This window comes from Janthinobacterium agaricidamnosum NBRC 102515 = DSM 9628 (assembly GCF_000723165.1).
GTDB lineage: Bacteria > Pseudomonadota > Gammaproteobacteria > Burkholderiales > Burkholderiaceae_D > Janthinobacterium > Janthinobacterium agaricidamnosum.
The window spans coordinates 5,086,937-5,100,009 of sequence record NZ_HG322949.1; the positions used below are offsets into that span (position 1 = coordinate 5,086,937).

Annotated in this window: 10 protein-coding genes and 1 tRNA gene; 8 read left to right on the top strand and 3 right to left on the bottom strand. The window is 59.1% G+C overall.

Going from position 1 to position 13,073, the window contains the following annotated elements:
• The first annotated feature begins 6 nt into the window (after positions 1 to 6).
• From glnA to GJA_RS21940, 3 genes are all read left to right on the top strand, one after another.
• Positions 7 to 1,422, top strand: a complete 1,416-nt coding sequence (gene glnA, locus GJA_RS21930) for a type I glutamate--ammonia ligase (protein ID WP_038500742.1) — start codon at positions 7 to 9, stop codon at positions 1,420 to 1,422.
• A 7-nt stretch (positions 1,423 to 1,429) separates the two neighbouring features.
• Positions 1,430 to 3,010 (top strand): glutaminase A, encoded by a 1,581-nt coding sequence (glsA, locus tag GJA_RS21935; RefSeq protein WP_051781238.1) that lies wholly within the window; start codon positions 1,430 to 1,432, stop codon positions 3,008 to 3,010.
• A 127-nt stretch (positions 3,011 to 3,137) separates the two neighbouring features.
• A tRNA-Phe gene (locus GJA_RS21940) sits at positions 3,138 to 3,213 on the top strand.
• Positions 3,214 to 3,621: 408 nt separating this feature from the next.
• On the opposite strand, the gene GJA_RS21945 is transcribed toward GJA_RS21940, so the two are convergent.
• Positions 3,622 to 4,617 carry a zinc-dependent alcohol dehydrogenase family protein gene (locus GJA_RS21945; RefSeq protein WP_038496585.1) on the bottom strand — a complete coding sequence of 332 codons (996 nt, stop codon included), beginning with the start codon at positions 4,615 to 4,617 and terminating at the stop codon, positions 3,622 to 3,624.
• Positions 4,618 to 4,708: 91 nt separating this feature from the next.
• Here GJA_RS21945 and GJA_RS21950 point away from each other — a divergent pair, with 91 nt between their 5' ends.
• Positions 4,709 to 5,644 carry a LysR family transcriptional regulator gene (locus tag GJA_RS21950; RefSeq protein WP_038496588.1) on the top strand — a complete coding sequence of 312 codons (936 nt, stop codon included), beginning with the start codon at positions 4,709 to 4,711 and terminating at the stop codon, positions 5,642 to 5,644.
• 84 nt (positions 5,645 to 5,728) lie between these two features.
• Here the strand turns inward: GJA_RS21950 and GJA_RS21955 are convergent, their stop codons facing one another.
• Positions 5,729 to 6,268 carry a DUF2058 domain-containing protein gene (locus tag GJA_RS21955; RefSeq protein ID WP_038496591.1) on the bottom strand — a complete coding sequence of 180 codons (540 nt, stop codon included), beginning with the start codon at positions 6,266 to 6,268 and terminating at the stop codon, positions 5,729 to 5,731.
• 223 nt (positions 6,269 to 6,491) lie between these two features.
• Between GJA_RS21955 and GJA_RS21960 the strand changes: the two genes are divergently transcribed.
• On the top strand, positions 6,492 to 7,859 hold the full coding sequence (locus tag GJA_RS21960) for a DUF418 domain-containing protein (protein WP_061301620.1): 1,368 nt from the start codon (positions 6,492 to 6,494) through the stop codon (positions 7,857 to 7,859).
• A 28-nt stretch (positions 7,860 to 7,887) separates the two neighbouring features.
• On the opposite strand, the gene GJA_RS21965 is transcribed toward GJA_RS21960, so the two are convergent.
• A complete protein-coding gene (locus GJA_RS21965; protein ID WP_051781481.1) occupies positions 7,888 to 8,811 on the bottom strand; it encodes an AraC family transcriptional regulator in 924 nt (307 codons plus the stop codon).
• 115 nt (positions 8,812 to 8,926) lie between these two features.
• On the opposite strand from GJA_RS21965, the gene GJA_RS21970 reads away from it, so the two are divergent.
• The 3 genes from GJA_RS21970 (at position 8,927) to GJA_RS21980 (ending at position 12,940) form a co-directional block, all read left to right on the top strand.
• Positions 8,927 to 9,769: an SDR family oxidoreductase gene (locus GJA_RS21970; RefSeq protein ID WP_038496593.1), complete on the top strand. Its 843-nt coding sequence runs from the start codon at positions 8,927 to 8,929 to the stop codon at positions 9,767 to 9,769.
• 294 nt (positions 9,770 to 10,063) lie between these two features.
• Positions 10,064 to 10,372, top strand: a complete 309-nt coding sequence (locus GJA_RS21975) for a PsiF family protein (protein WP_038496596.1) — start codon at positions 10,064 to 10,066, stop codon at positions 10,370 to 10,372.
• Between the two features lie 198 nt (positions 10,373 to 10,570).
• Positions 10,571 to 12,940 carry a S9 family peptidase gene (locus GJA_RS21980; protein WP_038496599.1) on the top strand — a complete coding sequence of 790 codons (2,370 nt, stop codon included), beginning with the start codon at positions 10,571 to 10,573 and terminating at the stop codon, positions 12,938 to 12,940.
• Positions 12,941 to 13,073 lie beyond the last annotated feature (133 nt).

The window sequence follows — 13,073 nt, forward strand, 5'->3', positions numbered from 1 at the left end:
TTTTACATGGCAATCACAGCCGTAGAAGTAATGAAAATGGTACAAGATCATGAAGTCAAGTTCGTCGACTTCCGTTTCGCCGATACCCGCGGCAAGGAGCAGCACGTGACGGTTCCCGTGTCGCACTTCGACATGGACAAATTCGTTTCCGGCCACGCCTTCGACGGTTCGTCGATCGCCGGCTGGAAGGGCATCGAAGCGTCGGACATGCTGTTGCTGCCGGATCCGAATACCGCCAACATCGACCCGTTCATGGAACAAACCACGCTGTTCATGCAGTGCGACGTGATCGAACCGGCGGACGGCAAGGGTTACGACCGCGATCCGCGCTCGATCGCCAAACGCGCCGAAGCGTACCTGAAATCGTCCGGCATCGGCGACACCGCCTACTTCGGCCCGGAGCCGGAATTCTTCATCTTCGACAGCGTGCGCTGGAACATCGGCATGGATGGCTGCTTCGTCAAGATCGGCTCCAACGAAGCTTCCTGGTCGACCGGCAAGCATATCGAAGGAGGCAACAGCGGCCACCGCCCTGCCGTCAAGGGCGGCTACTTCCCGGTGCCGCCAGTCGACAGCTTTCAGGACATGCGTTCCGAAATGTGCCTGCTGCTCGAAGCGCTGGGCATCCCGGTCGAAGTGCACCACCACGAAGTGGCCGGCGCCGGCCAGAATGAAATCGGCACCAGGTTCTCGACGCTGGTCGAGCGCGCCGACTGGACCCAGAACCTGAAATACGTGGTGTTGAACGTGGCCCACAGCTACGGCAAGACCGCCACCTTCATGCCGAAACCTGTGGTCGGCGACAACGGTTCCGGCATGCACGTGCACCAGTCGATCTGGAAGGACGGCGTCAACCTGTTCGCCGGCGACGGTTACGCCGGCCTGTCGGAAACCGCGCTGTTCTACATCGGCGGCATCATCAAGCACGCCAAGGCCCTGAACGCGATCACCAATCCCGGCACCAACTCCTATAAACGGCTGGTGCCGGGCTTCGAGGCGCCCGTGAAACTGGCGTACTCGGCGAAAAACCGCTCGGCGTCGATCCGCATTCCCTACGTCGCCAATCCGAAGGGCCGCCGCATCGAAACCCGTTTCCCGGACCCGCTGGCCAACGTCTACCTGTGCTTCGCCGCGCTGCTGATGGCCGGCCTGGACGGCATCCGCAACCGCATCCATCCGGGCGAAGCCGCGACCAAGGACTTGTACCACTTGCCGCCGGAAGAAGACGCGCTGATCCCGACCGTCTGCTCGTCGCTGGAAGAGGCGCTGGACAACCTGGATAAGGACCGCGCCTTCCTGACCCGCGGCGGCGTGTTCAGCGATGCGATGATCGACGCCTACATCGAATTGAAGATGCAGGACGTGCAGCGCATGCGCATGACCACCCACCCTGCCGAATTCGATATGTATTACTCGCTGTAGAGCCATCATGAAGAAGACCGATCACCATCCCGCTCCTCCGGGCCCGGCGTCGAAAGACGCCGGGGCGGCACTCAACTCGATCGAGGCGATCCTGTTCAACTCGCTGGACATGAGCAAGAAAGACTTGATCTCGAAAAACACCCTGATCGAGCATTTGCATCAGGCCGGCATAGAAAAGGACGATCCGCGGATTGCGCAATTGATGCGGCGCCTGAACGATGCGCTGGACAACCGGCCGGAAATCGATCTGGCCTACTTCGTCGAGCTGACCCAAAGCTGTTCCGTGCTGCTGCAAAAAGCATTGCAGGGCCGCCTGGCGATTCCCGATTTCGCCGCCTTTTGCGCCAGGCTGGCCGAGATCTTCGACACCGTCAAAAACAATCATGGCGGCCAGGTCGCCAGTTACATCCCGCAACTGGCCAAGGTGCCCGCCGAAAAATTCGGCGTCGCCATTTGCAGTGTCGACGGCCAGCGCTTTTCGCTCGGCGATGCGAAAGAACATTTCAGTATTCAATCGATTTCCAAGACTGTCGGCTACTGCCTGGCGCTGGAAGAGTTTGGCGAAGAAGTGGTGCACCGCCATGTCGGCCGGGAAGCGAGCGGCAGCGGCTTCAACGCCATCACCCTCGATGCGCAAGGCCGGCCGCACAATCCGATGATCAATGCCGGCGCCATCATGGCGTGTTCGCTGATCAAGCCGCAAGCCAAGCCGGCCGAGCGTTTCGATTATGTGCTGTCGATGTGGGAAAGGCTCGCCGGCCACATCAAGCCGATCTTCAACAACGCCGTGTACCTGTCCGAAAAGCAGACCGCCGACCGCAACTTCGCGCTGGCTTATTTCATGAGCGAGAAAAAGAAATTCCCGCTCAATACCAATCTGCTGGAAACGCTGGACCTGTATTTCCAGTGCTGTTCGATTGAAATGACATGCGACGCGATGTCGCTGCTGGCCGGCACCCTGGCCAAGGGCGGCGTGCACCCGCTGACCGGCGAACGCATCTTCCAGCCGAATACCGTCAAGAACTGCCTGTCGCTGATGAATTCCTGCGGCATGTACGATTTCTCCGGCGAATTTGCGTTCACCATCGGCTTGCCGGCCAAATCCGGCGTCGGCGGCGGCCTGATGGTGGTGATCCCCAAAGTGATGGGGATCTGCATCTGGTCGCCGGCACTGGACCAGAACGGCAACAGCGTGCGGGGCATCGACTTTTGCCGCGAGCTGGTACGCTCATTCAACTTCCACAATTACGACAGCCTGGTGGTCAGCGACACCACCAAGACCGATCCCCGCAAAAAGCCGCTGCAAGCGAAACTCGACGGCGTGGTCGCCTTGTGCTGGGCCGCGTCGCAAGGCGATGTCAGCGAGATGCGGCAACTGCTGGCGGCCGGCGTCAACCTCAACGACGCCGACTACGACGGCCGCACGCCGCTGCACCTGGCGTCGTCGGAAGGACATGTCAAGGCGGTCGAATTCCTGATCCGCCATGGGGCGCTGACGGATGCCCGCGACCGCTGGGGCAACCGGCCGGTCGACGATGCGGCACGGGGTAAATATGGGGCGATCGAGGCATTGCTGGCCGCCGCCTGAGCCAGTTGTGCGACGCAAATCCAGGGCATCAACGGTAATTCCAGTGTGACATGAACAAAACACACTGGTATTCCTGCCAGCGGGGGCTAGCCAGGCCGCTTTCCTGTCTGCTATAATTGTCCGCCTTGGCCTGGTAGCTCAGTCGGTAGAGCAGAGGATTGAAAATCCTTGTGTCGGTGGTTCGATTCCGCCCCGGGCCACCAAGAATAAGCAAACGCAACCTTTAGGTTGCGTTTTTTTTCAGTGCGTCACCTCCTCTCACACGCTTCATTTTCGGCTGGTCCATGCATCCCGATGCCCGGCTGAGTATTAATTGCTGAGCCTTGGACTGGATTGCGACAAGTTTCTCAGACAGCAGCGAGCCGTTCAAAATGCGTGCGCTCGAACTCAGTTAGCGAAAGCCTGCGATTGAATCCGTGATGGCGCTGCGGATTGAAAAATATCTCGTGTAATCACGTATATCCTGCATTGCACTTTCAACGACGGCATTATTGTGGCAGTTTCCGTGGCAATTTCCGCGCCGGCTCATGCCTGGCTCGATTCGATGCTCCCTTCAGAAGTCGCGCCAAACCTTGCTCATGAACTGCGCCTCCCTGATCGGAGATCAATTCTTAGTGTCCGATCACGACTTTGCCAAAGAGCTTGCGTTGATAAAAATGAGACCAAGCGACTTTGATGTCGTCCAAAGAATAGACGCTGTCGATAATGGGCTGGATATTGTGCTGAGACATTACCTTGATCATATCTTCCAGGTCGCGCCGGCTGCCGACAGCCACCGGCCTGAAGCTAGCCTGGCTCATGAACATGGACATAAAGTCGATATTGCCGGCCACGCCCGCCAGCACGCCAACCAAGGCCACCTGTCCCCCCAGCGCTACTGCCTTGATCGATTGACTCAGGGTATTCGGTCCGCCAACTTCGACGACCAGGTCGACGCCCCGGCCATTGGTCAGTGCGCGCGCTTTGTCCCCCCAATCGGAGGTGGCACGATAGTCGATGACGTGATCCGCACCTAGCGCAAGCAGTCGCTCCGCCTTTTCCTTGCTGGAAGTCGTGGCGATCACGCGAGCCCCGAGCGCTTTGGCTAACTGCACGGCAAACAACGATACGCCACCCGTCCCTTGAGTCAAAACAGTGTCGCCCGCGCCGACACCTGCGAGCGCTGACCATGCCGTCACACCCGCACAAGGCAAGGTGGCAGCTGCCTCGAAAGAGAGGTGGCCGGGTATCGCAACCAGCGCTTCCGCATCGACAACTTTATATTCTGTCAGCCAGCCGTCCTGGTCGGCGACATATTGCTGCGGCATGCTGTTGAACGTGCCGCCAAACCAATTGGGAAAGAAGCTGTTGACGACCCGATCGCCAGCCTTGAATCGGCTCACACCCGCCCCCACCGCCTCGACTTCGCCAGCCGCATCGGAGAGCGGAACAACGCCAGGCTTGACCGGAATCGGATACCAGCCATCGAGGATGGCGATGTCTCGGAAATTGAGGGAACTGGCACGAATACGCACCAGTACTTGGCCGGCTCCCGGTGCCGGAACCGATTCCTGGTTCAAGGCAAGGCCGTCGACACTGCCAAATTGTTCAATACGATAGGTACGCATAACTTTTTCCTTAAAATTCTGGTGAGAGAAATTAAGTGTAAGGATCAGTCAATTGATTGACAATACTGAACATTCTGAACAATATATGTAGATGAACTTACCAATTAACAAAACTTATCTGGACGGCCTGGTGACATTTACCACTGTGGCCGAGCAACGCAGCTTCAGGGCGGCGGCAAAAATTCTTGGCGTCACGCCATCGGCGATCAGCCAGGCGATCCGCGCGCTGGAGCTGCGCGTCGGTGCACCCCTATTTTTCCGCACCACGCGCAATGTCAACCTGTCTGAAGCGGGAGAGCATCTGTTAGCTCATATGCGGCCGGCAATGGAACTACTGACGGCGGGCTTGAACGCAGCCACTGGCCTGGGCAGCAAGGCCAGTGGACGCTTGCGCATCAACGTGCCGCGATCGGCGCTGCCGCTGCTGTCCAATCGTTTATTGCCTGATTTTTTTTTGTTGTATCCGGAAGTCGAACTCGAACTGATAGCAGACGATGACCTGGTCAATATTGTGGAGCACGGATTCGATGCAGGAATCCGCCTCGGAGAACTTGTGCAGCAGGACATGGTGGCGGTGCGCCTGACGCCGCCGCTGCGTTTTGTGGTGGTGGGAACCCCGACGCTCTTTGCGCAGCACGGCCGGCCGGTCGAACCACAGGACTTGTTACGCTATCCCTGCATTCGGCTGCGCCAGACGGCGCATAGGACACGTCCCTGGGAGTTCGTGGTCCAGGGACAGCGTATGGAAGTCGATGTGAATGGGCCGCTGATTGTCAACGATGTCGGCATGTGTGTCAGTGCCGCGTTGCGTGGGACTGGTTTGTTCCAGATGCCACTGCCGCAGGCAATGCGCCATGTGGAGAGCGGCGAGCTGGTGACTGTGCTGGATAATTTTGGCATGGAAACTGCCGGCCTGTCGCTCTACTATCCCGGCCACAGCCAGTGTTTGCCCAAATTGCGGGCATTCGTCGATTTTGCTCGCGACAGAATGCGCCGCGCTTTCGAGGCCGCCGACTATTTCCCCTAGAGCGCAATATCCCAGTCACGCCGGCGGAAATCAGATCGGATTGGTGACATACTAATACCTGGCATTAACAAGCTGCCACCGGCATCACCACATCAAATCATCCGGAATCTGGAACGCCGCATACGGATCGTCCTCGTCGACCTCGGTGCTGGCTTTTTTGTTGACCCGCACCACCAGCGACGCATCGCGCTCGGCGATCTTGTCGGCGATCACTCGCGGCACCAGTTCGGTAACGCCGCCCAGGCAAACGATCACCAGGCGCCCTGCCATCAAGTGCTCCTGCACCGCCGCCGACACATAGATCCGTTCGATCTTGCTGCCGTGGGTGTAGTTATAGGCGATATCGCCGGCGCCCTTGTTTTGCCGGTTCTGCTGCACCATCTGGGTAATTTGCGCCACGATCGCCTTCTGGGTCGCGGCCGCGTCGCGCTGCGCATTCAGTTCGCGGGCCCGCTCGGCATTCTTGCGCTGCACATCGAGCGCGGCCAGCTTCGCTTCATCGACACTTTGCGTGCCGGTGCGGCGCTCGACCTTCTTTTGCTTGCTCTTGTCCTGGTTGACCAGCTTGGCCTTGGTTTTGTCGACCAGGCCGGATTTCAAAAACTGTTCTTGTAAAGACGCCATCTGCGCTACTCCGTAAATAGGATGCGCCGGTCGATGCGGTATCGGCCGGTGCAAAAACGCTAGCATAGCAAACCGGCAGCGCCGCGACGAAATTAGTTTGCATTGAACCTAGGACAGTTTCCAAGTATTAACAGGCTGGGCAAGGCCGCCGTCACGAGCCGGCAGACAGCCGGCTGCGGCAAGCTCACCAATGGGATAGTTAGTCTATATAAAAAGGTAAAACATGAACAATATAACAATACAAGAGGCGGCGGCGCCGGTGACCCCGACCGCCCTCAAGGAACGCACTTTCAGTATCGATGTGCTGCGCGGCATGGCCTTGCTGGGCATTCTGATGGCCAATATCGAAGTTTTCGGCACGCCCACGGCGATGCATGCGATTCCCATCGGCATGCCCATCCCGGCGTTCGAAGGCCCGCATCGCTGGATCCACGTGGTGATACTCACGCTTAAATGGATTGTTATCGAAGGCAAAATGCGCGGCCTGTTTTCACTGCTGTTCGGCGCCGGTGTGATGCTGATGACCAGCCGCGCCGAACGGCGCGGTATCGATGGCGGCCGCATCGCTGAAACTTTTATGCGCCGCAATCTGTGGCTGATGCTGTTCGGCTTGCTGCATTGCTGCCTGATCTGGGACGGCGATATCCTCTTGTACTACGGCATGATCGCCTTGCTGTTTTTATACCCTTGCCGCAAGCTGAAACCAAAAACCTTGCTGGTGGCCGGCACCCTGATCGGACTGACCTTCGGCACGTTCTCGTTTTTGAATTTCTTGGGCGCCCCCCGTGATATTTACCTCGACAAGCAGGTCACGGCCATCAGCGCCGCGCAACATGCAGGCAAAACCATCACCGACCAAGACAAGCAGGTATTAAAAGCGTGGGATGAACGGATGAAATCGAGGGTCATCACCAGGGATGGCCCGCAAGAGGCCATCGCCGAGGCAACCAAAGACTATTTTTCGGCGATGGGCGACCGCTTGCAAATCTATCTCGGTCCGATAGCGGGCGCTTACCTGTTCCTGAACATTGCGGATGAAGTCGGCATGATGCTGATCGGCATGGGCTTGTACCAGCTCGGTTTCCTCAGCGCGGCAAAACCGTATGCGACGTATGCCTGGACCGCCGCGGCCGGCTTGTTGTGCTCGGTTCCGCTGTATTTGCTGGGTATGTGGCAAGTAGTGAAGAGTGGATTTGATTTCCTGACGATTGAAAAATGGCTGTTCATCCCGTATTACCTGACCCGCGAGATGAGTACGCTGGCCATCGTATCGCTGGCATTGCTGGTCGTTAAGAGCGGCCGCTTCGGCCGCTTGCAGCGCGGCTTGGCGGCGGTCGGCAAAACCGCGCTCAGCAATTATCTGATGACCAGCCTGATTTGCCAGTTCGTTTTCGTCTGGGGACCGTGGCAGTTGTATGGCAAGCTGGAATACTATCAGTTGCATTATGTGGTGTTCGGCGTCTGGGCAGTCAACCTGATCGCCAGCCCGCTGTGGCTGCGCGCCTTTCAATTCGGTCCGATGGAATGGGTATGGCGTTCGCTGACCTACAGGAAGGCGCAAGCGATGCGACTGCACCAGGTCGCCGCCTGAGACCGGACGCAATCCAAGCAAGTGATTCTTACGGGGAAAGCTGGCTAGCGTTGCGGTAATGTTTGGGAGAACTGCCGGTGCTGCGCTTGAAGGCATTGCTGAATGCGCTCTCCGAGCTGTAACCCAGCGAGTGCGCCAGCACCGCCACCGGCGTGGCGCCCTCGCGCAGCAGGCGTTGCGCGAGGCGCATGCGCCATTCGGTCAGGTAAGCCACCGGGGCAATCCCGGCCACCTTCTTGAAATAAGCGGCAAACGCCGCGCGCGACATCGCGGCGGCCTTGGCGAGTTCGCCCAGTTCCCAGGCCCTTCCCGGTTCGCCATGCATCAGCCGCAGCGCCGGCGCCACCCGCTTGTCGGCGACCGCGCGCAACCATCCGGGCGACTGCGGCGCCGCGCTTTCAAAATGGGCCCGCAAGATCTGGATGAACAGCAAATGCGCCAGTTGCGACGACACCACGGCGGCACCCGGCAAGATATCGTCGCGTTCGCGCACCAACTGTTGCAGCAGCCAATGCAGGATGGGCGCCTGGCGCGAGGCGGCGTGGATATGTATCAACGGAACCAGCGCATCGGACAGCAGCCGGGCGCAATCGGGGCTCAATTCAACCTTGCCGCCGATCATGAAAAAATCGTCGCCAGCGCCATGCTGAACGACCGCGCCGGTGCGTCCGTCCAGCACGTCCGACAGCGCGACCGGCGTGGCCGACAAATCGCTGGCCAGCAGCAATGGACGCGCCCGCGACAGCAAAAATACATCGCCCTCGGCGATCCGCACCGGCGTCTCGGCGCCTTCCATCAGCAGCCAGCAACTGCCGCGCATGACGCCCCAGAATTTGACCCGCTCCGACGGCGGAAAATTGATCGCCCATGATCCGCCCGCGACCAGGCCGCCGGACATGATCGAGCGCGCGTCCATGATTTGAAGAAAATCTGAAAAAGGGTCATTCATCATGACTGGATTTTTACGCATGAAAACAAGACTGTCAATCATTCAAAGTCTTGTTTTCTTCTTTTATGATGGATGCATTGGCGGACAATACCGCCATCCACCTTGAAAGGATATAACCATGCAACAACGTACCTGGCTGATCACTGGAGCGAACAGCGGTTTCGGCCGCCACATGACGGAACAATTGCTGGCGCGCGGCGACCGCGTCGCGGCCACCGTGCGCCAACTGGCGGCCATGGACGACTTGAAAGCCCTATACGGCGACCGCTTATGGCTCGCCAGCCTCGACCTGACGGACCTGCCGGCCATCCGCCCGCTGGTCGACCGGGCGTTCAGCGAACTGGGCAAGATCGATGTGGTGGTCAGCAATGCCGGTTATGGTTTGTTCGGCGTCGCCGAAGAAGCGACCGATGCACAGATGCTGCATCAACTCGGCACCAACCTGACCGGTTCGATGCAACTGGTGCGGAGCGCGCTGCCGCATTTGCGCCAGCTCGGCGGCGGACGCATCCTCCAGCTATCGACCATGGGTGGCCAGGCGGCGTTTCCGGCCGGTTCGATGTATCACGCAGGCAAGTGGGGCATCGAAGGTTTCATCGATTCGGTGGCGCAGGAAGTCGCGGTCTTCAATATCGGCTGCACCCTGGTCGAGCCAGGCAGCGCGCGCACCGGTTTCCGCTACCGCGGTGCGCGCTGGACCCCGAAGATCGACGCCTACGATGCATCGCCGGCCGGCATGGCGCGCCGCATGATCGAAGCTGGTAACAGCGTGCAGATCGGCGATCCCGCCAAAATGGCCGCCATCATCATCGCCAGCGTCGAGCAGCACCCGGCGCCGAAGCGCATTGCACTCGGCAGCGATGCCTACAACATCATGCACAAGCAGTTGAGCGAACGGCTGGCGGCGCTCGAAGCGCAAAAGGAACTGGCATTTTCGACCGACTTTCCGCTCGACGCATAAGCAAACTGCCCACGGCATTGCCAGCGCCGCGGCCGTGCCATGAGGACGCGCGGCCGATCCGCTACCCGGATTGGCCGGCAACAAGGATCGCCTGTCACGGCACACCACGCTGTTCGGCCATGCGTGTAAATGGAGGCAATACTTTGACGAGGCACCGCTCGGCAAAAAAGTGACATCCGTAACCGGTTCGGCAGGATTTTTGGTCAAAAATGTCATATAGTTAGTTACGCACCGCATATTGATTGCAGACATTAATTTCCATTTACCCACAATCGCTCTCTATAAGGACTTGTCATGAAACAACTCTTCGCCGCCTGTGCCGCTGCCTCGCTCCTTAGCTGTGCGTTTGCCGCCGCCCCCGATGCGGCGCCCGTTGCGAAAACGGCGCAGCAAACCAGGATGACCACTTGCAACGCCGATGCCACCGGCAAGAAAGGCGATGAACGCAAAGCCTTCATGAAGGAATGCCTGAGCGCCAAGCCGGCCCTGGCCGCCGCGCCTAGCCAGCAAACCAAGATGAAGACGTGTAACGCCGATGCCGCCGGCAAAAAGGGCGATGAGCGCAAAGCCTTCATGAAAAGCTGCTTGAGCGCCGCCAAGTAAGCAGCGCCAGCCCGATCCGACGCCAGCAGATGCTGGCGTTTTTTTTGCCTGAAAAAAAGGCTATGGCAAAAATTACTTAAAAGAGAATTATTTGAAACAAGAAACATTTTATTAATTTCCCTGACGAAATCTGTGCGCTAGAATAATGCCTCGCCAGCTCTCACCCTGCTGTTTTTCCACCTCGTCAAAGTGATACCGATGCGTCTGGTTCTTACGCTGCTCGCCAGCCTGTTATGCGCCCATGCCGCCCTGCCGGCACTGGCCCATGCCGCTACTCCCACCCCGATCACGCTGGACCAGGCCATGGCCCAGCCCGACTGGATCGGCACGCCCGTCGAGTCCGCATGGTGGGGCTGGAATGGGCAGGTTTTCTATCAACAAAAACGCAGCGCCTCGCCGCTGCGCGATATCTACCAGGTCGCCCATGGCGGCGCCAAGGTGGTCGGCGACGCCCAGTTGTCGAAGCTGGACGGCCCGGACGTGATCTATAACCAGGCGCGCACGCGCGGCATCCTGCTGCGCAATGGTGACCTGTTCGAACGCGATTTGAAAAGCGGCGCCTTGACGCAAATTACCCGCAGCAATAACAAAGTCAGCGATGCGCAATATTCAGCCGATGGCGACGCGGTGCAATTTCGCAGCGGCAGCGACTGGTTCAGCTGGAACCGGGCCGAGCGCCTGGTTTCGCCGGTGGCCTTGCTGGTCTTGAAAAAAGATCCGGACGCGGTGCCCGACGACGATAGCCAGCGCGACTTGCAGTTGCGCCTGATCTCGACGCTGGCGCGCCAGAAGGACGAGCGCGACATCCGCCGCGAACGCAGCCGGCAGGAACGCCGCCTCGATCCGACCCGCGCGCCGGAACCGCTCTACCTCGGCGACAAAGTCACGCTGGAAGGCAGCTCGCTGTCGCCGGATGGCCGCTGGCTGCTGGTCGTCACGCAAGACAAGGCTGGCGACAAGGGCAAGATCGGCAAGCTGGCGCGTTATGTGACCGAGTCCGGTTATCCGGAAGGCGAAGACGAGCGCACCCGCGTGGCGCGCAACATGCCGCTGCCGCAAAGCTTGAAACTGGTCGATTTGCAGACCGGCAAGATCAGCGAACTGAGTTATGACGTGCTGCCGGGCATCGCCACCGATCCGCTGGCGGCGCTGCGCGCGGCGCAAAAATTGCCTGCGCTGAAGGGCAACCGCGGCGTGCGCATCGATGCCGACCGCGACGGTATCAGCTGGAGCGCCAACGGCGTCCAAGTCGCGCTGCAAATCCATGCCATCGATAACAAGGATATGTGGTTTGTCGGCATCGATTTGCCAAAAGCCAGCCTGACGCCGCTGCACCGCATCAGCGACGAAGCCTGGGTCAACCGCCGCTACACCGATTTCGGCTGGCTGCCGGACAATCAAACCTTGTGGTATCTGTCGGAAGAAAGCGGCTATTCGCACCTGTACCTGCGCGACGCGGCCGGCCAGACCCGTGCGCTGACCGCAGGCTCCTGGGAAACCAGCGCGGTGCAATGGTCGGCCGATGGCAAGACCGCCTATTTCATGTGCAACCGGGAAGCGCCGGGCACTTATGAAGTGTGCGCGGTCCCGGCCAGCGGCGGCACGGTGCGCGAATTGACGTCGCTCAAGGGTGTGGAAGATTTCAGCGTGTCGCCGGATGGCGGCAAATTGCTGCTGCGCTATTCGGCCAGCTACCTGCCGGCCCAGGCCGCCACCGTCGATATCAAGGGCGGCAAGGCGGCCATCCTGACCGACACCCGCACGCCGGCATTCAAGGCGCGCAACTGGATCATGCCGCAACTGGTGCAAATTCCATCGACCCATGGCGCGGCGCCGATCTGGGCCAAGCTATACCGCCCGGCGCAACTGCAAGAGGGTAAAAAATATCCTATCGTGATGTTCGCCCACGGCGCCGGCTACCTGCAAAATGTGACCCAGCGTTATCCGGTATATTTCCGTGAACAAATGTTCCACAACCTGCTGGTGGAACAAGGCTACCTCGTGCTCGACGTCGATTACCGCGCCTCGCAGGGTTACGGCCGCGCCTGGCGCACGGCGATTTACCGCCAGATGGGCCATCCGGAACTGGAAGACTACCTCGACGGCGTGCAGTGGCTGGCCGCGCAGCACCAGGGCGACAGCAAGAATGTCGGCATTTATGGCGGCAGCTACGGCGGTTTCATGAGCCTGATGGCGCTGATGCGCGCGCCGGATGTGTTCAAGTCCGGCGCGGCCTTGCGCCCGGTGACCGACTGGACCACCTACAACCACGGCTACACGGCCAATATCCTGAACACGCCGGACCTGGATCCGGAAGCGTACCGGGTATCGTCGCCGATCGAATATGCCGACAAATTGAAAGGCAACTTGCTGATCGCCCACGGCATGATCGACGACAACGTGTTTTACCAGGACTCGGTGCGCCTGGCGCAGCGCCTGATCGAATTGAAAAAAGACCACTGGGAACTGGCCAGTTATCCACTGGAACGGCATGGCTTTGTTCAGCCAGAAAGCTGGTATGACGAATTCCGCCGGATTGATCAATTGTTTGAACGTACCTTGAAGTAGCCGTAGCAACGGCGAAATCAACAGAAATGTGAAAAGAGTCGGTGACAAGTCATTCAAGCGCAAAATCGCAGTATAATTTGCGCTTGAATCACATGAATTTACAGTAGCGATTCGGTCTGCACTGAACCTATCA